General features: G+C 69.5%; 18 protein-coding genes and 1 pseudogene. 3 read left to right on the plus strand and 16 right to left on the minus strand.

Features of this window, described 5'->3' with window-relative positions; all coding sequences use genetic code 11:
- Positions 1-24: 24 nt before the first annotated feature.
- Positions 25-998, minus strand: a pseudogene (locus tag JANGC3_RS31755) (DDE-type integrase/transposase/recombinase).
- Between the two features lie 231 nt (positions 999-1,229).
- Here JANGC3_RS31755 and JANGC3_RS0118545 point away from each other — a divergent pair.
- On the plus strand, positions 1,230-1,805 hold the full coding sequence (locus JANGC3_RS0118545; RefSeq protein WP_157406728.1) for a hypothetical protein: 576 nt from the start codon (positions 1,230-1,232) through the stop codon (positions 1,803-1,805).
- A gap of 56 nt (positions 1,806-1,861) precedes the next feature.
- Here JANGC3_RS0118545 and JANGC3_RS0118550 read toward each other — a convergent pair whose 3' ends face one another.
- The 15 genes from JANGC3_RS0118550 to JANGC3_RS0118620 form a co-directional block, all read right to left on the minus strand.
- Positions 1,862-2,173 carry a BON domain-containing protein gene (locus tag JANGC3_RS0118550; protein WP_026133163.1) on the minus strand — a complete coding sequence of 104 codons (312 nt, stop codon included), beginning with the start codon at positions 2,171-2,173 and terminating at the stop codon, positions 1,862-1,864.
- 160 nt (positions 2,174-2,333) lie between these two features.
- Positions 2,334-3,455, minus strand: coding sequence for a LytR C-terminal domain-containing protein (locus JANGC3_RS0118555; protein ID WP_198292039.1), 1,122 nt, complete (start codon positions 3,453-3,455; stop codon positions 2,334-2,336).
- Positions 3,456-3,511: 56 nt separating this feature from the next.
- On the minus strand, positions 3,512-4,438 hold the full coding sequence (locus tag JANGC3_RS0118560) for a type II secretion system F family protein (RefSeq protein ID WP_017877989.1): 927 nt from the start codon (positions 4,436-4,438) through the stop codon (positions 3,512-3,514).
- Between the two features lie 82 nt (positions 4,439-4,520).
- The gene (locus tag JANGC3_RS0118565) at positions 4,521-5,498 is read right to left on the minus strand and encodes a type II secretion system F family protein (RefSeq protein WP_017877990.1); all 978 of its coding nucleotides are present in this window, start codon (positions 5,496-5,498) and stop codon (positions 4,521-4,523) included.
- 27 nt (positions 5,499-5,525) lie between these two features.
- Positions 5,526-6,872 (minus strand): CpaF family protein, encoded by a 1,347-nt coding sequence (locus JANGC3_RS0118570; protein WP_017877991.1) that lies wholly within the window; start codon positions 6,870-6,872, stop codon positions 5,526-5,528.
- Positions 6,873-6,901: 29 nt separating this feature from the next.
- Entirely contained in the window at positions 6,902-8,077 is a 1,176-nt protein-coding gene (locus JANGC3_RS0118575; RefSeq protein WP_017877992.1) for an AAA family ATPase, read from the minus strand.
- Between the two features lie 33 nt (positions 8,078-8,110).
- Positions 8,111-8,725: a TadE/TadG family type IV pilus assembly protein gene (locus JANGC3_RS0118580; RefSeq protein WP_017877993.1), complete on the minus strand. Its 615-nt coding sequence runs from the start codon at positions 8,723-8,725 to the stop codon at positions 8,111-8,113.
- Positions 8,715-9,194: a TadE/TadG family type IV pilus assembly protein gene (locus tag JANGC3_RS30900; RefSeq protein ID WP_017877994.1), complete on the minus strand. Its 480-nt coding sequence runs from the start codon at positions 9,192-9,194 to the stop codon at positions 8,715-8,717. The genes JANGC3_RS0118580 and JANGC3_RS30900 overlap by 11 nt, the downstream gene beginning before the upstream one ends.
- Complete coding sequence (locus tag JANGC3_RS29600; protein WP_017877995.1) at positions 9,191-10,606, minus strand: pilus assembly protein TadG-related protein; 1,416 nt, start codon at positions 10,604-10,606, stop codon at positions 9,191-9,193. Before JANGC3_RS29600 ends, JANGC3_RS30900 begins: the two co-directional genes overlap by 4 nt.
- A 12-nt stretch (positions 10,607-10,618) precedes the next feature.
- On the minus strand, positions 10,619-10,933 hold the full coding sequence (locus JANGC3_RS0118595) for a hypothetical protein (protein WP_017877996.1): 315 nt from the start codon (positions 10,931-10,933) through the stop codon (positions 10,619-10,621).
- A 17-nt stretch (positions 10,934-10,950) separates the two neighbouring features.
- Positions 10,951-12,462 (minus strand): type II and III secretion system protein family protein, encoded by a 1,512-nt coding sequence (locus JANGC3_RS0118600; RefSeq protein ID WP_017877997.1) that lies wholly within the window; start codon positions 12,460-12,462, stop codon positions 10,951-10,953.
- A gap of 67 nt (positions 12,463-12,529) precedes the next feature.
- Positions 12,530-13,402, minus strand: a complete 873-nt coding sequence (cpaB, locus tag JANGC3_RS0118605) for a Flp pilus assembly protein CpaB (protein ID WP_017877998.1) — start codon at positions 13,400-13,402, stop codon at positions 12,530-12,532.
- Positions 13,399-14,814: a YifB family Mg chelatase-like AAA ATPase gene (locus JANGC3_RS0118610; RefSeq protein WP_017877999.1), complete on the minus strand. Its 1,416-nt coding sequence runs from the start codon at positions 14,812-14,814 to the stop codon at positions 13,399-13,401. The genes cpaB and JANGC3_RS0118610 overlap by 4 nt, the downstream gene beginning before the upstream one ends.
- A 130-nt stretch (positions 14,815-14,944) precedes the next feature.
- Positions 14,945-15,454: a prepilin peptidase gene (locus JANGC3_RS0118615; protein WP_232429731.1), complete on the minus strand. Its 510-nt coding sequence runs from the start codon at positions 15,452-15,454 to the stop codon at positions 14,945-14,947.
- 57 nt (positions 15,455-15,511) lie between these two features.
- On the minus strand, positions 15,512-15,706 hold the full coding sequence (locus tag JANGC3_RS0118620; RefSeq protein ID WP_017878001.1) for a Flp family type IVb pilin: 195 nt from the start codon (positions 15,704-15,706) through the stop codon (positions 15,512-15,514).
- A gap of 474 nt (positions 15,707-16,180) precedes the next feature.
- Here JANGC3_RS0118620 and JANGC3_RS0118625 point away from each other — a divergent pair, with 474 nt between their 5' ends.
- The gene (locus JANGC3_RS0118625; protein WP_026133166.1) at positions 16,181-17,224 is read left to right on the plus strand and encodes a GGDEF domain-containing protein; all 1,044 of its coding nucleotides are present in this window, start codon (positions 16,181-16,183) and stop codon (positions 17,222-17,224) included.
- A gap of 128 nt (positions 17,225-17,352) precedes the next feature.
- A complete protein-coding gene (locus JANGC3_RS0118630) occupies positions 17,353-18,306 on the plus strand; it encodes a LysR substrate-binding domain-containing protein (RefSeq protein ID WP_017878003.1) in 954 nt (317 codons plus the stop codon).
- Positions 18,307-18,602: the final 296 nt, after the last annotated feature.

The raw sequence follows: 18,602 nt of genomic DNA on the forward strand, positions 1-18,602 counted from the left end.
CCCTGTGTCAGGATAGATGTCGTGTCACCCCGCTTGGTTGTACACGCGCTTAACGAACAATTCAGGCTTCTTTGCCTGCCAGTCTTTGAGAGCCTGAATCGGTGTCATATGGTTTGATGCGCGCTGCGGAATGCTGTTGTTGTAGATCTTCAAATAGCCGCGTAGGGTCGACTCAAGTTCCGCCGCAGACGCGAACCTCGTCTGGCCGACGATCTCGCTGATGCGCCCGTTAAAGCGTTCGACCATGCCGATTGTTTGCGGATGGCGTGGTGGGATGAGTCTGTGCTCAATGCCTTATTGTTTGCAGAGTCGATCGAACACATGCTTGCCAGTCGGTATCCGCTTGCCATCAGCGTCTTTCGTCCTGCTGGTGTAGCGGTCAGTGAACTGGCTCCCGTTGTCGGTCAACAGCCTGACGATCTTGACTGGGCAGGCGCTCTTGACCTCGCTCAGGAAGTCGACGCTGCTGCTATCGGACTGGTCGGCATAGATCTCCATGAAGACCCAACGTGTGGCCCGGTCGATGGCGACGCAGGTAGCGCCGCGATGACTCGACCGGCATCTGCGGCAGGTACTTGATGTCGATGTGAATAAATCCCGGTTCATAGTCTTAGAAGGTTTTTTTCCTGGCCGGCTCGCCGCTCTCCTGAGCCACCAGGTCGGTTAGCTGGGCGCCCCAGGCCGGCATGGGAGACAGCAGGATTGATGAACTCGCGCGAGATGGCCAGCAGCTCGTCTGTGGGCAGCAACAGCGTGGTGCGGAGCTCGACGACGATCGCCTCCTGCACCGGCGTCAGCGTGGTGCGTAAGGTATCAGGACGATGCGAACGGTCCTCCGCGCTATCACGTTCCTGCCACTTGCGGATGGTCTGCCGGGTCACGTTATAACAGCGCGCCAGTTCGGCCTGGCTCAAGGTGAATTCCCGAATCTCTTTGCGGATCAAGTGGGTCGTTCTGGCGAGGCTATGCAGGGCTTGGCTTAAGGTACAGGGCGTGATTCGCTGGAAAGAAGTAGTGTACTCAAAACGTGCCTGGCTTTAAAGAGTGGCCAGCTACGGAAAGGTGCATAATCACACGAATCTAAACACTTAGGTGGCCAGTTCGAAATCTGCAGTCAACAGCAGAATACAGCAGCAAATCAGAGGGTTACCCGCTTCGGCCTGTGTCCCTTTTTTCTTACGCACCACCCGCGCCTCCTTACTTCGCCGCTATGCAGCGGTGCACTCGCCATGCCAAGCAACCTCTCTTTACTCGACTTTAACCGCCCCGGTGGCCTTGCCTTGCTACTGCTGTTCGCCGGTGTCGCCACGCTGCTGCTGCGCCGCTTGGTGCCAGCCTCGTTCGCGGCGCTGGGCGCGGGTCGCATCGTCCGCGGCTATCTGGCGGTGGCTGCGGCCATCGCGGCGCTGGCCTTGATGGAGGCCGTCTCTCAAGGCTGCGGCCAAGTGGCGCAAGGACAGCTCGCCCCGGACCAGCTCGGCGGTTGGCTGGCGCATTCCTTCGTGTACCTAGCCGCGCTGATGCTCGCCGCGGCGCTGCCGCTGCTGGCCGCGCTGGTCGTGCCGGCGGCGGTATGGCTTGCCGGGAAAAATCGCGCAACCCTGCCGGCCGTCGTCGGAGGCGGACTGGTCATTGCCGCGGTCGGCGCCGCCTGCCACGCCGCTGGGTCATCAGGCGAGTGGGGACCGACGCAGCAGTTCGACGCCGTCCTGGCGTTCATGTCGCCCGTCGGCATCGGTATCGTCTTGCTGCCCCTGGTGTTCGGCATGGGTTGCCAATTGCCGCTGCGGCGCGAGCGCCGCTAAGGGCTTTGCCGTTCAATCGGCCCGCCCGCGCCGCAATGCCGCGCAAGCGGCCCCGGCTACTTGACGACCATGTCGTTTTTGACGGCCGTGACGCCCTTCACGCCGCGCGCGACCTGGACCGCCTTGCTGATGTCCTCGCGCGAACTGACGAAGCCGCTCAGTTGCACCGTGCCTTTGAAGGTTTCGACGTTGATTTCGCGCGCCTTTAGCTGGGGGTCGTCGACCAGGGCCGCCTTGACCTTGGTCGTGATAAGCGAGTCGTCGATGTATTCGCCAACGCCCTCGCGCTTGGCGGTCGGCGCGCAGGCCACCAGCGCCAGCGTCAGCAATGCGACCAGGAATGAATAAAGGGGATGCACTCGTTTCATGGCTCTGCTCCTTGGGGTGGGTTGGTGCGCGGCGCGCGTCAGGCCCGAACGGCGCCGCCGCCGCGGGCCGGACGACTGCGAACGGCTGTCTTATTGTCGGCGCTGGCGCGGCGCGCCGTTTGTGCGGCGTCAAACGGGCCAGCCTTTGCGCCGCCGCGCCTCAACCGAGTTTGCCCGGCTCCAGCCGGGCCAGCTTCGCCGCTTTGCCGTAGCGGCGCTGCAGCGCCGCCGCGTCGAGCAGGTCGCGGCCCAGCACCACGCGCAGGTCGGCCGCGCCGCAACTGGCCTGCTCCAGTAGTACCAGCGGTCCCAGCCGGGCCGCCAGCGCGCGCGCCTGCGCCGCCATGTCGGGCCGGTATTCGACGCGGCTGCGCGCGACCCGGAACGAGGCGTCGTTGCCGAGCCGGACCACGCGCAGTTGCTCGCTGGCGAGCGTGCGCCCCAGCGCCGCCGCCATGCCGGTGACGCCGTTGCCGTTGCGAATTTCCAGCAGCAGCGGCGCCGGTCGCGGCGCGCCGTGCGCCAACGGTGGCGGTGCCGGCGCCGCCTCCGCAGTCACAGCCGGCGCCGCCACGCGCCGCAGTTGCAGCACGTCGCCGCTGGCCACCAGTTCGGTACGCGCCAGCGCGTCGCTGCCGGCATCGGCGCGCTCGGCCTGCCGCGCCGGCGCGGCGGCGGGCGCTGCCCCCACGCCGTGGCGCCGCAGCAGCGCGTAGTCGTCGCCGGCTTTGTGGGTGCGCAGGCTGGCGGCCTGGGCCAGCATCAGCGCGGCCCGCTCGGCCTGGCCGATTTTCGCCAGCACGGCGCCGAGGTGCTCCCAACTGCGCGCGTTCGACGGGTCGAGCACGCAGGCCTGCTCCAGCGCGGCCAGCGCGCGCTCGTTGTCGCCGCCGAGGAAATAGGCATAGCCCAGGTTAGCGAACAGGAAGGCGCTGCGCGGCGCCGCCGCGCCGGCCCGGGTCAGGTCTTGCCACAGGGCGATCGCGCGGCCGTAGTCGCCCTGCGCCGCCGCCAGCACCGCCAGGGCGTTGCCGGCGTTGACATGGCCGGGGTCGAACTGCAGCGCCAGTTGGTAGGCGCGCGCGGCGTCGGCGTCGCGGCGCGCCGCGTGTTGCTTGCGACCCAGCGCGTAGTAACCGTCGGCCAACTGGGCCGACTGGACCGACTGGACCGGCGCCGGCGCGAACGGCGCGCCGGCCGGCGCCTGGCCGCCACCGGCGCAGGCGGCCAACAGAACCGTGGCGCAGGCGGCGGCAAGGCGGGTAAGGGGTGTTGTGTGCATGCGGCTTCTCCCGCGGCTGGGCAGCCGCATAGTGTGGCGCCGGCGCGGGCGCCGGTTCAGCGAATCGACAGGGTCTTGCCGAGCTCTATGCCGGCGGGTCCGACCAGCACCAGTAGCAGCGTTGGAAACACGCAAAAAATCAGCGGAAATAGCAGTTTCAAGGCGATTTTCGCGGCCGCCTCCTCGGCCACCAGGCTGCGTTTGCTCCGCAGGTTGTCGGAATGCACGCGCAACGAATCGCCCATGCTGGTGCCGAAGCGCTCGGACTGGATCAGCATCGCCACCAGCGTGTCGACGTCCTCGACGCCGCTGCGCAGGGCCAGGTTGCGCAGCGCCTTTTCCTTGCTGAAGCCGGCGCGCATTTCCATCAGCACCAGTTGCAGCTCCTGCGCCAGCACCACGCTCTTGATGTGGATTTCGGCGGCCACCTTGGCCAACCCGCGCTCCAGGCTCAGGCCGGCCTCGACGCACACCGTCAGCAGGTCGAGCGCGTCCGGGAAGGTTTCGAAAATCTCGCGCTGGCGCCGCTCCGCGCAGCGCGCCAGCACCGCGTTGGGCAGGTAGTAGCCGACGCTGGCGCAGACGAACAGCAGCAGCAGCAGACTGCGGTGCAGCACGGCGCCGAGCGCGCCGGCGGCGAACAGCGCCACCAGCGCCGGCAGCAGCAGCGCCAGCAGCGACTTGGCGGCGAAATACAGCGGCGCCGTGGCCGGGTGGCGCCAGCCGGCGTTCATGAAGCGGGTGCGCAGCGGCGAACGCTCCCAGCCGTCGGCCGGCAACGACAGGCGCGCCAGCGGCTGCGCCACCTTGGCGGCGCGCTCGATCCAGCCGCTGGCCGGCGCCGCCTGCGCCTCGGCCGGCGCCATGAACGAGAACAGGCGCCGGCGCAGCGCCACCGGCATAAACATCAGCAGCGCCAGCCAGACCAGCGCGACGACGACGCCGAACACGATGACGAGGAAACCCCATTGCCGCCCGTTCATGACGCCTCCTTCCGGCCGGCCGCGGCCGCGCCCATCCGCTTGCAGCGCCTGGTCCGCTTCCGCGGCGTCCGCTGTATGGGTTTCATATCCTGATCCTGATCACCTTGCGCATCCACAGCACGCCCACCGCCACCATGCCGACCGAGTACCACAGCAGGCGCACGCCGCCCGGGTCGGTCCACAACACGCGCACGTAGTTGGGGTTGATGAACGACATGATCAGCAGCATCGCCGGCGGCATCAGGCCCAGCACCCAGGCCGACAGCTTGCCCTCGGCCGACAGCACGCGCACCCGCCCCAGCAGCTTCAGGCGGGCGCGGATGATGCTGCCGATGCTGCCCAGCAGCTCGGCCAGGTTGCCGCCCGACTCGCGCTGGATCAGCACCGCGATCACCATGTAGCGCAGGTCCGTCAGCGGCACCCGCGTGGCCAGGTTTTGCAGCGCCTCGTTCATCGGCACGCCGTAGTTGATTTCCTCGTGGGCGAACTTGAATTCGGCGCTGATGGGCTCGGGCAGCTCGTCGCCGACCATTTGCAGCACGTTCGAAAACGAATGGCCGGCGCGCAGCGCGCGCGCCAGGAAGTCGACCGCCTCCGGCAGCTGCGCCTCGATGCGCTGCAGGCGCGCGCCGCGGGCGCGCAGCAGCAGCAGGCATGGCAGCGCCAGCGCGACGCCGCTCAGGCCCAACCCGGCCAGCGCCGGCACGCCGTAGCCCAGCGAGAGCGCGGCGCCGCAGGCCAAGCCGAATACGCTGGCGGCCAGCACCTGCAGCACCGACCATTTGGTGCCCGACTGCTGCAGCAGCACGTCCAGCGCGGCGCTGCCCGGCAGCGCCCGTAGCAGCCGCTCCAGCGGCGGCCAGTCGCTGTAGCGGCGCTGCTTGAGGATCGACACCTTGTCGGCGCCGCCCTGGCCGCGCCCGGACATCAGGCGCAGGCGCCGGGCGATGTTCTGGGCGCTGCCGCCGCGGCTGCCGGACCACCACAGCCAGATCCCCTCGACGAGCAGGAAGCAGGCGGCGAACAGCAGCACCGCGAAGCCGTAGAAACTCAGGTCCATGGCGCCCCCGCGGCGCCGGCGCGCCGGCTATTCATACACCCGCTCCGGGTCGAAGGCGCTGTCGGGCACCGGCGCGCCGAACATGCGCAGGCGCTCGGCGAAGCGCGGCCGCACCCCGGTGGCGGCGAAGTGGCCGAGCACCCGGCCATCCTTGTCGACGCCGCTCTGCTCGAAGCGGAAGATCTCGTGCATGGCGATGATGTCGCCCTCCATGCCGGTGATCTCCTGGATGCTGACGAGCTTGCGCGCGCCGTCGGTCAGCCGCGACACCTGCATCACCACCGTCACCGCCGAGCAGATCTGCTGGCGCGTGGCGCGCGGGCTCAGGTTGACGCCGGCCATGCCGACCATGTTCTCCAGCCGCGCCAGGGCGTCGCGCGGGGAGTTCGAGTGGATCGTCGCCAGCGAGCCCTCGTGGCCGGTGTTCATCGCCTGCAGCATGTCGAGCGCCTCGGCGCCGCGCACCTCGCCGAGGATGATGCGGTCGGGACGCATGCGCAGCGCGTTGCGCACCAGCGCGCGCTGGCTGACCTCGCCCTTGCCCTCGATGTTGGGCGGCCGCGTTTCCAGGCGCACCACGTGCGGCTGGCGCATCTGCAGCTCGGCGGCGTCCTCGATGGTGACGATGCGCTCGTTCGCCGGAATCGAACCCGACAGCACGTTCAGCAGCGTCGTCTTGCCGCTGCCGGTGCCGCCGGAGATCAGGATGTTGATCTTGGCGTGGCCGAGCGCCTGCAGCACCTGCACCATCGGCGGCGTCAGGCTCTTGTTGTCGAGCAGGTTGGCGACCGTCAGCGGGTTCGCCGAAAAGCGCCGGATCGACAGGATCGGCCCGTCCACCGCCAGCGGCGGGATGATGGCGTTGACCCGCGAGCCGTCCGGCAGGCGCGCGTCGACCATCGGGCTGGACTCGTCGACCCGGCGCCCGACCCGCGAGACGATCTTTTCGATGATCTTCATCAGGTGGGCGTTGTCGTGGAAGGTGACGTCGGTCAGTTCCAGGCGGCCGGCGCGCTCGACGTAGACGCGGCTGTGGGTGTTGACCAGGATGTCGGACACGCCCGGGTCGGCCAGCAGCGGCTCGAGCGGGCCGAAGCCGAGCATTTCGTGCTGGATGTCGAGCACCAGGTTGTGCCGCTCCTGCTGGTTCAGGACGATGCGCTCGTCCTCGATGATGCGCTGCACCAGCAGCGCCAGCTCGTGCTTGAACTGCTCGGCCGTCAGGCGCTTCAGGCGCTCCAGGTCGATGCGGTCGAGGATCGCCTGGTGCATGCTTTTCTTCAATTCCTGGTAGGCCTGGCCGGCCAGGCCGCCGGGGTTGCCGCTGGCGGGCCGGCCCTGGTCGGCCACCGCCAGGCGTTCACGTAAGCTCATGGTGTACTCCGGTTGGTTGGGGGGGGGTGTCACAATTCGGCGTCGCCGCGGCCGAACAGGCGGCCGAACAAACCCTTGTGCTCGGACAGGCGCCGCGCGGTGACGCGCTCGACCAGCTCGGCCATGCTGCGCGCCACCGCGCTGGTGCGCGACAGCAGCAGCGCCGGCACGCCCTGGTTGACCGAGTCGGTCGCCGAGATGTAGTCGTTGGGCACGGCGTGCACCACCTCGGCGCCGAGCGCGTGCTCAAGGTCGGCCAGGCGCAGCTTGCCGCCCTTTTCGTAGCGGTTGACGATCAGGTGCACGCGCTCGTTCGGATAGCCGAGCGAGCGGAAGATGTCGAGCAGGCGGCGGCCGTCGCGGATGTCCGGCAGCGCCAGTTGCAGCACCGGGTAGATGGCGTCGGCGCCGTCGAGCGCGCGCAGCGACATCGGGTCGATCTGCCGGCCGACGTCGAGCACGATGTAGTCGTAGTGCTGGCGCGCCACCCGCAGGATGGTGTCCATGTGCTCGGCCGTCATGTCCAGCGCCAGCGTCGGGTCGTCGGCCGCCGCCAGCACGCCGAAGCCGGGCGAGACGTGCACCAGGCAGGAGGCCAGGAAGGCGCCGTCGACGCGGGCGATCTGCTGGCAGACGTCGGCCAGCGTCATCGCCGGCTTCTGGTCCGACACGTACAGCGCGGCGTCGCCGAACTGGCCGTGCAGGTCGATCAGCAGCACCTTCTTCTCGGCCAGCGTGGCCAGCGCGTAGCCGAAGTTGGTCGAGATGAAGGTGGCGCCGCTGCCGCCCTTGCAGGACAGGAAGGCCAGCACCTTGCCGTCGCGCTGCTGGGTGACACCGGCCTGCACGTCGATCCGGTCCATCGCCTCGTGGAAGGCCTTGTGCTGCAGCGGCAGCGCCAGCACCTCGCGCATGCCGGCGCGCATGGCGCGTATCATCAACTCCTGCTGGTGGCCGTCGGTCAGCAGCATGAAGGCGGCGCCGGGGTACATGCGCGCCAGCCGTTCCAGCAGCTCGGCCTCGGCCGGGGCGACCTCGCTGGCGTCGACGATGACCAGCTGCGGCGGCTCCGGCACGACGCGTTCGACGGCGTCGCGCAGGCCGTCGCGGCCGGCCGACAGTTGCAGCGGCGGCATGCGCGCCGTGCCCTGCGCCGCGACCTCGGCGTGCAGCTGGGTGTCCCGGGTGATCATCAACGCTTTCATCGCACTCCCTTTCTGTGGAAATCAAATGCCGCGCTACGGGCAGCCGCCGGCCGGGTCGTAGCCCAGCGTCTCGGCCGGCACCACCGTGGCGGCTTGGTTCAGCGACAGCGCCCCGGCGTTGTAGTCCAGCAGGGCCCCCGGCAGCGGTATCAGCGGCGGGTACGCCACCGCGGTGCAGTCGGTGCCGGGCCGGCACAGGCGCGCGCGCACGAAACGGATGCAGCCGGCGCCGTTCGGATTGGTGAAGCAGACGGCGCGGTTCAGCGCCGGGCAGGCCGGCAGCGCGACGGCGGCGATCGGCTGCATGACGCCGTCGCCGTCGAGCGACAGGTAGTCGATGCGCAGATAGCTGGCGTCGATGGGGCCGCCGAGGCGCAACTTGCCGTTGGCGTCGGCCAGCAGCGCGCCCCGGCGCAGCGCCTGCATGGTCGGGGCGTTGCTGAAATCGGCGACGGCGGCGGCGCGCGCGGCGCGCCGCGTCGTGTCCTGCAGCGTCACCGCCAGGAACATCGCGTGCGCGCTCTCGGCCAGCAGGTAGACGACGCCGAGGAACATGGCCAGCAGCAAGGCGAACTCGACGGCGACGACGCCGCGCCCCGCGGCCGCCCGGCCGCGCCGCCGCGCGCGGGTTTTCGCCTCAGCCGCCATACGGCACCGTCACGTCCAGAGCGATGGTGAAATCGCTGCCGAGGTGGAAAAGGTCGCGCACGCCCTGCAGCACGCCGACGTGCAGCACGAAGGGCAGGACAAAGACGCGGATCGTGGTGGGCGCCGGCGCGTTGGCTTCGCAGGAAACGTTGTTGCACATCACACTGACGTCGCCGGGCACCTCGATCCGCAGGCCGTTGCCGGCGGCGGCGTCCAGCACGATCTGGCGCGCCGCTTTCACCGCCAGCGCGCGCTTGGTCCCCCGGCTCATGTCGCCGGCCGAGGTGGCCGCCATGAAGCGCGCCGCGTTCTGCACCGCGTTCTGCATCGCGTTGTAATACAAAAAAGTCTGGACGATCGGCACCATCACCGCCAGCAGCAACAGCAACATCGGCAGCACCAACGCGAACTCGACGGCGGCGACGCCGTCCTGCCGGCCGCGCCGCGCGGCGGTACGCGGCGCGCTCATCGGAACAGCCCCACCGGCCCGCCCAGCGCCGCCGGCGCCGCGACGCCGGCGAATTCGCCGCTGATGGCGGTGGCGCTGGCCTGCGCCGTCATGTAGAAACGGCCGACCGCCAGCACCGTCGCCGTCGGGGCGGTCGGCAGCGTGCAATTGAGCAGCGCGACGTTGAGCACGCGCCGCCCGGGCAGCCTGGGATTGGCGATGCTGGAAGACAGGAACCAGGCGATGGCCAGGCTGGTATACGGCGCGCCGCTGGCGGGATAATTGCCGGGTGCGGCGACGTCGGCGCCGCTGTTGACCCGGTACAGCGTCGGCCAGTCGGTCAACGCGAACGGCGCGCCGGCGGGCGTGAGCGGGCGCGAAAAGCCCCACAGCGGCCCGTAGTGCTTGGCCTCGACGGTTTCGCTGGCGGCCGAAGGCAAGGGCACAGGCAGGTCGGCTTTGGTGCGCAGCGCGGTGGCGCTGCCGGTGGTGGCCGCCACCGCCGTTTGCCCGCTCGGCGTCGGCGGATAGGGCTTCACATTGTTGTCGGCCACGCCCACGGAGTTTTCGCAGCCGCCGCTGGGACCGAAGCGCGAGTTGAGCTGGGCGGCGTAGGCGAACTGCGCCGGCGAGATGGCGCTGACATACACGCTGGCCGGCACGCGCGCCATCGGCACGCTGCCGCTGCACATGAAGGGGTTCAGCACCGCCGCACCGAAATTGGCCGGGGCCGACGCCGCCGGCGGCGTCGCCAGCGGATTGATGACGTAGTTGCGCGCGGCCGGCCCGGTCGGATTCAGCGCCAGCAGGTTGTAGCCGACGCCGCGGCGGAAGCCGAATTCCACCTGCTCGTTCAAGCCGCCGCTGCTGCGCACGGCAGTTGGCGCCGTGCTCATCACGCAAATGGCCAGCGGCGCGAGGTTGATCGAGGTGTGGCCCGCCACCGCGTGCGCGGCCGCGCTGCGCACGCCGACGGCGCTGTCGACGCTGCGCATGAACGGCGTGGCGACGTTGGCGCCGGCCAACGCGGCGGTGTCGACCCGGGCGAACCAGTAATTGGCCGGCGCCGCGTTCGCCGTCGCCGCGTCGACCCAGCCGGCGCCGCCGCCGGGCGCGTCGGCGAAGCCGAGCGCCGCGTTGTCCCACACCATGGCGACGCCGCCATACCCGACCCGGTTGGCGGCGACGACTCGGCCGGCCTCGGCCTGCGCCAGGGCGATGCCGGCGGGGGTGCCGTCGAGCTGCCTGGCCGCCGCCAGCGCGGCGCCGTCGGCGACGTTCTGCAGTTCGGTCCGGCGGTGGTGGACCTGGGCGATGTCGAGCACCACGCCCATGCACAGGACCAGGCCGAGCAGCAGCGGCGCCAGCAGCACCGCGAACACGCCGCGCTGGCGCCGCCAGCGGCGAAAGAACGGGATGGATGGTTGTGCCATGGCGCGCCCCGGCTACTTGCCGGACCCCATGGTGAAGTTGCCGGCCGGCGGCGCCGGCTCGGCGAACGACTTCTGGTAGCGCTCCAGCACGGCGCGCGCGCTTTTGCCGTCCATGCCGGCGACCGGGTCCGGGTTGGCGGCGGCGCCGGGACGCGCCACCTGCTGGGCGAAGGCGATGCGCACGGCGTCGCCGGCGCGCCGGTCCAACTGCGGCGTGGTCGGCGCGCAGCCGGCCAGCAAGGCCGCCAGCGCGGCGGCCAGCAGCGGCCGGCCCCGGCGCGGATGCGCAGCGGCGCGCTGTGGTGGTGTGTGCAAGCTGGTGTGCATGGTGGCTCCCGTATGCGTCACTTCAATTCAAAGCCGGCGGCGGCCTGCGCCGGCGGCGCGTCGGCCGGCGCAGGCGCCGGCGCCGCGCCCTCCATGCGCCCGCCCAGGAACAGCTCGGCCCGGCCAGGGGCATGCAACTGGTCGGTCGGCAGCGCGTAGTTCGGCGGCAGCGGTTTGACCAGGTGCGCGGTAATCACGAATAGCAATTCGCTGCGGTCGTGCTGGAAGTCGGTGCTGCGAAACAGCGCGCCCAGCACCGGCACTTCGCCCAGCAGCGGCAAGCCCTTGATGTTGCTGACCTGGTTGCTCTTGATCAGGCCGCCGATGGCGTAGCTCTGGCCGTCGAACAACTGCACCGTGGTGGCGGCGCGCCGCGTGGTGATCAAGGGCAGCACCGCGCCGCCGGTGAAGCCGGCGGCGCTGATGCCGACGCCCTCGCGCGACACCTCCGACACCTCCGGCGCCACCTTCAGGTTGATGCGCCCGCCGGCCAGCACCGTCGGCGTGAAGCGCAGGCCGACGCCGAACTCCTTCTCTTCCAGCGTGACCTTGCCGTTGTCCTGGCCCACCGGGATGAAGATCTTGCCGCCGGCCAGGAAACTGCCCTCCTGGCCGCTGATGGCCATCACGGTCGGCTCGGCCAGGATGCGGATCAGGCCGTCCTGCTTTTGCGCCGCCAGCGTCAGCTGGTTGCCGTTCGACTTGCGGGCGTCGAGCAGGCCGCCGGTGCTGCCGGTGAGGAAATTCGACAGCAGCGTGGTGGCCCAGCTGCCGGCGGCGTAGCGCAGCGTCGCGCCGACCTCGAGCTTGTCGAGCAGCGACTTCGACACCTCGGCGATCTGCACCTCCAACATCACCTGCTGCGGCGCGCTGACGTTGAGCAGGTTGATGATGCGGCTGCCGGCCGCCGCCCCGCCGCCGCCGCCGCCGCCGCCGGAATTAGCCGGGGCGCCGGCCGCGCCGTCCTCGCCCTTGCGCAGCCCCGCCAGCGCCTGGGCCGGCTTGCGCACATAGGCGTTGGCCAGTTCCAGCGCGCGCCCCAGCGCCGTGGCGTCCTCGACCGTGCCGCTGAGCACCAGCGAATCGGCGGCCGCGCTGACGCGGATGTTTTTCTCGTCCGGCATCAGCGCGGCCAGGCTGGCCTGCAGTCCGCCGGGGTCCATGCCAACCACCACCTCGACCAGGCTGCACACGCCGCTTTTGCCCTGGATAATCATATTCGTGCTGCCGACGTCGACCCCGAGCAGGTACAGCGTGTCCGGCGCCACCAGCATCGCCTGCACCACGGCGGGATTGCCGACGCTGCGGCTGAGCACCGCCTCGGGCAGGCGCATCAGTTGCGACTTGCCCAGTTGCAGCGCCAGTCGGCCCGGCTTGGCCGCCTCGCCGCTGCAGCGCGGCCCGCCCTCGCCGGCCGCCGCGCGGGCGCCCTGGCGCTCGGCCGGCGGCGTCGGCGTCGGCGGCGCCGCCGCCGCCGTGCTGGCCAGCGCCGCGGACAGGGCGAAGACGATCGTGGTGCGGCTATTCATATGGACGTATCCCCGGCTTGAGCGATGCGGTGGCGGCCAGTGCGGCCGTGCTGAGATGTTCGGATGCCTAAAAACATTCCTGCGACAGCCGCAGGCCGTCGATGACGGCGCTGCAACGGCGCTGGACCAGCGCCACCTTCTGCGGCGCCGCCGGCGGCGCCGCGGCGGGCGCGACGGCGGCCACGGCGGCCGGCGCCGCCGCGGCGGGCGGCGCCGCCGCCGGCCGCTCGCCCAGCAAGGTGACCTTGGTGGCGCCGCCGGTGACGCCCGGCGCCGGGTCGATCTGGTTGCGCAGCGCCAGCGACAGCGTGCCGACGCTGCGCGCCAGGTCGAGGTTCTCGGCCTGCGCCGGCGTCACCTCCAGCGTTACGGCGTTAACCACGCGCGGCTTGGTGTCGTCGCGCCCGACCTCCTGCGCCACCGCCAGCACCAGGATGCGCTCGAGCACGATCTTCGAGATGCTCGGGTCCTGCGCCTGCGCCTGGACCGCGGCGCCGCGGTCGCGCTGGGTGTAGACGATGACGTCGACATAATTGCCCGGCAAGGCGAAACCGGCCACGCCGACGACGTCGTTGACGCGCACCGTGATGGCGCGCTTGCCCTCGGTGATCAGGGCCGACAAGCCGCCGACGGTGCCGACCGGCGCCAGCTTGGCCTCGGTCAGCGGCTCGCCGCGCAGCACGCTGCTCTTGAGCACCCGCCCGGACAGCTTGAGCGGGTCTTGCAAGGCGCCCTGGGGCAGGCTGTCGGCGGGCCAGTCGCTCAGTTTGAGCATCTCCGGCGTCAGGCGCTGGCCCAGGTTGACGTCGGCGGCGGCCAGCACCACCTTGCCGGCGCTGCCGGGACCCTGGCGCAGCAGCCAGCGCGACGCCAGCGCCACCGCGCCCAAGCCAAGCAGCACGGCCAGCGCCATGATCAGAAACGCGCGCCCGTTTTTCATACGATGGCCTCGAACTGGTTGGCCGGGTCGCAGACGGCGTTGGCGCCGGCGGCCGGGCCCGGCCCGGCCTCGCCGCAGGCGGCGAACATGCTGTGCCAGGCCTGGTCGAGGGCGCCCTCGGACAGGTGCGGGGCGCGCCCGGCGGAGCCGGCGAAATCGGCGATGCGCCCCAGCAGCTCGCGCGGATAACTGGCCAGCAGCGGCCGGCCGCTGGCGCCGTGCAGGTCGTCGAGCAGATACGCCAGCGCCGCCTCGTCGCAGGCGATGCCGGCGTGGCGGCACTGCTGGCGCAGCAACGCGCGGTAGTCGGCCCGCTGCAGCGCGCCGACGTGGATTTTATAGCCGAGGCGGCGCAGGAAGGCCTCGTCGAGCAGCGTGTGCGGCGCCAGGTTGGTGGCGAACACCAGCACCACGTCGAACGGCACGGTGAACTTGTGGCCGCCGCGCAGCGACAACTGGTCCAGGCCCAGGTCGAGCGGCTGCATGAAGCGGTTCAGCAGCTCGGCGGCGGCGACGCGCTGGCGGCCGAGGTCGTCGACGATGAAGATGCCGTTGTTGGCCTTCAGGTGCGGCGGCGCCTGGTAGCAGCCGCCGAAGGCGTCGTGGCGCAAGTCCAGCATGTCGGCGCTGAGCTCGGCGCCAATCTGCCCGACCGGGCGCTGGCACAGGGCCCAGCGGATGTCGCTGCTACGCCGCTCGACCATCTGCTGGGCGTGGGCGGCGTGCTGCGGCGCCGGCGCCAAATGCAGCAAGGGGTCGTAGATCTGGACGATTTCCTGGCCGACCACGACGGCGTAGGGCACCGCGGCCAGGCCCTGCAGCAAGCCGCCGAGCTGGCGCGCCAGCGTGGTCTTGCCGCCGCCCGGCGGCCCGTACAACAGCATCGAGCGGCCCGAATACATGGCCGCGCCGACCATCTCGAGCACGCCGGCGCCGAGGCGCTGCTCGCCGAACGCGGCGCCGATCTGGGCGGCGCCCAGGCGGGCGCGCTCCGGCTGGCGCCACGACTGCCGCCCGACCACCGCGCAATACGCCTCCAGCGTCACCGGGGCCGGCCCGACGTAGGGCGAGCGCTCCAGATAGACGGCGGCGCGCAGCTTGCCGGGGCCGGTCAACTGGTACTGCACGTCGATGTCGGACTCGCCGCGCCACGCCACTTCGACCAGCTGCTCGCCGACCATGAAGCCGAGCACCTCGCGCAAGACGTTGATCGACAGGCGCAGCCTGGTGCTGAGCACCGACAGATGGCTTTTGCCGGCGATGAAGACGACCTTGGCCACCAGTTCGACCAGCAATTGCTGCTCCAGCCCGGTATCCCGCACGCTGCGCGGCTGCGGCGGCAGCAAATCCGTTTCGGCGCCGCGTTCGCGGGCGGCGGCCTCGGCGGCCAACGGGTGTTCGACGTCGATCATGCGCTGCTCCTATCCGGTTCGGCGGGCTGCTTCAAGCCCGGGTGCAAAGGTGCAAAGTCAGGATTTGATTCTATCGGCGGCGTGCGCCCGGCCCTTGATACAAAGCAAAAAATGCATTTTTGCAAGCGCATTACAGGTGCCGCCACCACACCAGCGACGCCGTGCCCAGCGCGATGGCGACGCCGTACGGCATGCCGCCGACGCTGGCCGGCGGCGCCGCCGCCAGCGGCACGCCGGCGGCGCGCCACAAGGCGTGCGACAGCAGCGCGCGCACGTTGGCCAGCGCCTCCCGGCCGCGGCGGCGCAGCAGGACGATCGCCAGCGCCATCGCGCCGCCGATCAGCAAGGTGGCCAGGCCGACCAGCAGCGCCGGCCCGGCGCCGGTGAAGGCGCCGACCATGGCCATCAGCTTGACGTCGCCGGCGGCCATGCCGCGCAGTGCATACAGCGGCAGAAACAGCAGCAGGCCGGTCAGCGCGCCGCCCAGCCAGGCCAGCGGCGCGCCCGCCTGCAACAGCAGCGCGGCGCCCAGGCCGGCCAGCACCAGGGCGTTGGGAATCTTGCGCCAGACCAGATCGGTGGCGGCCGCCGTTGCCACGCAGCACAGCAGCGCCGTTTCCAGCAAAACAAGGGTAGCCACGATCAACCTCCGCGAAAAAAATGCCCCCGGCCGCGTGGCGGACGGGGGCAAGGGGTCCTAGGCGGCGTTCAGCACGTCGGAGATCTGCTTAAAAGCGCCCCTCAACCCTACCGTGTCGGTAGCGCCGAGCAGGAGGGTCGTCAAGCCGCCGATGCCTGCGGCCATCAGCGCCGCGATGAGGCCGTACTCGATGGCGGTGATGCCGTCTTCGTCGCCGGCAAAGCGTTGTACTGCGGAGAAAAATGCGTTCATGGTAAGCTCCTGGAGTGGGTTGAACTACCTGGCGCCATCGGCCGGAAAACCCCGCAGCGTGCCTGCAATTAGCTCTCCAACTTCAACTTCTGCGCCATTGAAGCCACTATAAAACGTCCAGGATTTACCAAATTGACGTGGCGCAAGTTTTCCATGCGGCAACTACAGAAACCGTGCGGCAGCCCGCCGCGGCGCGCTTCGGCGCCCCGCGGCGCGGCGGCGGAACGGCGGCGCCTGTGGTTTTTTCGGTGTGTCGTGGCGGCAAAAGCGCAATCGCGGCACTTTCCGTGAAAAATTTCATATGAGAATTGCCTATTAGGCAAAAAGCCATTATCCTGCTTAGCTGTTCTTTGGAAAGGCATCTTGCTCGGTTGTAGAGTGCGCCTTGCTTTCGCAATTTGTGACAAATTAAATGGGCGCAGCCATACTTCAGCTTACCGCAATGCTCGTGTGACTATTTTCCAGAGATCGACAATGGATTCCCTTCTCAAACACATGGTGGACATGACCGGCCACCGCGACCACACGATGCTCGACATCTCGGTGATTTCGGCGGTGCAGGAATTGGCGGGCGCGGCGCAAACGCGGGTGCTGGCGCTGACGAGGCTGCGCGGCCAGGTGTTTGTGCGCGCGCGCGCGGTCATCAGCGCCGGCAGCGCGGCGCGCATGGAGGAGCACAGCGACAGCGCCGCCCCGGGCGAGCCGCTGGAGTGCTATCCGGCGCTGGCGGCCTGCATCGCCGGCCACCAGGCCAGCGCCGACACCGTCTGCGACGACGGCCGCCACATGCTGTGGCTGCCGATCTGGATCGGCGACAAGGCCGACACCTGCCTGGAAATCACCAACCCGACGCCGTACAGCGGCGCCACCATCCAGGTCGTCGGCGGCATCGTCAGCGTCTACCGCAACTTCCAGAACCTGCTCGACTACAGCGAGCGCGACTCCCTCACCGGCCTGCTCAACCGCAAGACCTTCGACGACCAGCTGGCCAAGGTGCTGCAATCGGGCGGCGACTACGAGGCGGCCACGCCGCCGGGCGAGCGCGAGCGGCGCCAGCCGCCGCAGACCGAGAAGCAATGGCTGGCGGTGGTCGACGTCGACCATTTCAAGCTCGTCAACGACAAGTTCGGCCACCTGTACGGCGACGAGGTGCTGATCCTGATCGCCAACCTGATGCAATCGTCGTTCCGCGCCCAGGACCGCATCTTCCGTTTCGGCGGCGAGGAATTCGTCGTGCTGCTGCGCTCGAGCACGCTGGCGGACGCGCACAAGATTATCGACCGCTTCCGCATCAACGTCGAAACCCACGACTTCCCGCAGGTCGGCCGCATTACCGTCAGCGTCGGCTTCGTCAGCCTGAACGCGGCCGAGGCGCCGGTGATCATCCTGGGCCGGGCCGACCAGGCGCTGTACTACGCCAAGAGCCACGGGCGCAACCTGGCCTGCCACTACGACGAACTGGTCGAGACCGGCCAGTTGCACGCGGTGGCCTCGAACGACACCGCCGAATTCTTCTAGCGCGACAAACCTAGAGGCGGGCGCGTGCGCGGCAGGCTAAAACGAGTCTATCAACGCGTTCCCTTTCAAGATGGTTTTCCGCCAACTCTGCGCATTGTTTAATTCTTTTAGCAACAATAAGTAACCCTATGGAATTACGCCAACTGCGCTACTTTGTCGCCATCGCCGACCACGGCTCGCTGTCGAAGGCGGCGCTGGCGCTGCACGTGGCGCAGCCGGCGCTGACCCAGCAACTGCGCCAGCTCGAAGAGGAGCTGGGCGCGCAACTGCTGCACCGCTCGGCCCAGGGCGTGCTTAGCACCGACGCCGGCAAAGTGTTCTACGAACACGCCCAGGCCATCTTGAAGCAGGTGGCCGACGCCAAGTCGGCCGTCACGCAATCGGCCACGCGGCCGTCGGGCAGCGTCACGCTGGGACTGCCGCACAGCATTTCCGGCGCGCTGGCGCTGCCGCTGCTGACGGCGGCGCGCGCGCAATACCCGGAAATCACGCTGCAACTGACCGAGGAACTGACCGGCAACCTGGCCGAGCAATTGAAGTCGGGCCGGGTCAACCTGGCGCTGCTGTTCGACGACGGCCAGCTGACGCCCTTCGCCGCCACCGCGCTGGTCGAGGAAGACATGCGTTTTATTTGCCGCGCCGACGCCCCCTACCTGCGCGGCCAGCACGCCATCACGCTGGCGCAGGCCTTGGCGGCGACGCTGATCCTGCCGGGCCAGCAGCACGGCGTGCGTCCGCGCATCGACAGCGCGGCGCGCACGGCCGGGCTGGCGCTGGGCAGCGTCATCGAAATCAATTCGATTGCCATTCTGAAGTCGGCGATCCTGGCCGACATGGGCGCGACCATCCTGCCGGTGGCGCCCTTGCAAGCCGAGGTCGAGCGCGGCACCATGCGCACCCACGCGATCTACGGTCCGCCGCTGTCGCGCACGGTGGTGCTGTGCGCGTCGAAAAACATCCCGCTGACCAACGCGGCGGCCGCCGTCAGCCGCCTGGTGCAGCAGGTCAGCACGCAACTGTGCGAGAGCGGCAGTTGGCTGGGCGCGCGCCTGCTGGCGCCGCGACCGGCACCGCAAGCGTAGCCGCGGGTCCGATGCGCGGCCGGCAACCGTGGAACTTGCTCGGCTTGCCGCTGTTACACGCAGTGCGCGGCGGCGGGCGCCGCGCGCGCAAGGCCATCACTTTTTCTTATACCCCCATCCGCAAACCCTATTTCCGCGCGCGCCGGGATCGCCGTACACTCGCGCCGCAGCCCGTTTTTTCAGTCTAGAATAGCTGTATTGCCGCCCAACCAGCGGCCGCATCGCCTGACCGTCCAGCGCCTACCCGGCGCGCCCCCGGCCAGGCGCGATCTGAAAGACCCTTTTGGAGCCCCACC

It is taken from the genome of Janthinobacterium sp. CG3, assembly GCF_000344615.1.
Classification (GTDB): Bacteria; Pseudomonadota; Gammaproteobacteria; order Burkholderiales; family Burkholderiaceae_D; genus Janthinobacterium.

Coding starts and splice junctions, on each gene's coding strand:
- JANGC3_RS0118545 (WP_157406728.1), top strand. CDS start 1,230: ATGCCAAGCAACCTCTCTTTACTCGACTTTAACCGCCCCGGTGGCCTT.
- JANGC3_RS0118550 (WP_026133163.1), bottom strand. CDS start 2,173: ATGAAACGAGTGCATCCCCTTTATTCATTCCTGGTCGCATTGCTGACG.
- JANGC3_RS0118555 (WP_198292039.1), bottom strand. CDS start 3,455: ATGCACACAACACCCCTTACCCGCCTTGCCGCCGCCTGCGCCACGGTT.
- JANGC3_RS0118560 (WP_017877989.1), bottom strand. CDS start 4,438: ATGAACGGGCGGCAATGGGGTTTCCTCGTCATCGTGTTCGGCGTCGTC.
- JANGC3_RS0118565 (WP_017877990.1), bottom strand. CDS start 5,498: ATGGACCTGAGTTTCTACGGCTTCGCGGTGCTGCTGTTCGCCGCCTGC.
- JANGC3_RS0118570 (WP_017877991.1), bottom strand. CDS start 6,872: ATGAGCTTACGTGAACGCCTGGCGGTGGCCGACCAGGGCCGGCCCGCC.
- JANGC3_RS0118575 (WP_017877992.1), bottom strand. CDS start 8,077: ATGAAAGCGTTGATGATCACCCGGGACACCCAGCTGCACGCCGAGGTC.
- JANGC3_RS0118580 (WP_017877993.1), bottom strand. CDS start 8,725: ATGGCGGCTGAGGCGAAAACCCGCGCGCGGCGGCGCGGCCGGGCGGCC.
- JANGC3_RS30900 (WP_017877994.1), bottom strand. CDS start 9,194: ATGAGCGCGCCGCGTACCGCCGCGCGGCGCGGCCGGCAGGACGGCGTC.
- JANGC3_RS29600 (WP_017877995.1), bottom strand. CDS start 10,606: ATGGCACAACCATCCATCCCGTTCTTTCGCCGCTGGCGGCGCCAGCGC.
- JANGC3_RS0118595 (WP_017877996.1), bottom strand. CDS start 10,933: ATGCACACCAGCTTGCACACACCACCACAGCGCGCCGCTGCGCATCCG.
- JANGC3_RS0118600 (WP_017877997.1), bottom strand. CDS start 12,462: ATGAATAGCCGCACCACGATCGTCTTCGCCCTGTCCGCGGCGCTGGCC.
- cpaB (WP_017877998.1), bottom strand. CDS start 13,402: ATGAAAAACGGGCGCGCGTTTCTGATCATGGCGCTGGCCGTGCTGCTT.
- JANGC3_RS0118610 (WP_017877999.1), bottom strand. CDS start 14,814: ATGATCGACGTCGAACACCCGTTGGCCGCCGAGGCCGCCGCCCGCGAA.
- JANGC3_RS0118620 (WP_017878001.1), bottom strand. CDS start 15,706: ATGAACGCATTTTTCTCCGCAGTACAACGCTTTGCCGGCGACGAAGAC.
- JANGC3_RS0118625 (WP_026133166.1), top strand. CDS start 16,181: ATGGATTCCCTTCTCAAACACATGGTGGACATGACCGGCCACCGCGAC.
- JANGC3_RS0118630 (WP_017878003.1), top strand. CDS start 17,353: ATGGAATTACGCCAACTGCGCTACTTTGTCGCCATCGCCGACCACGGC.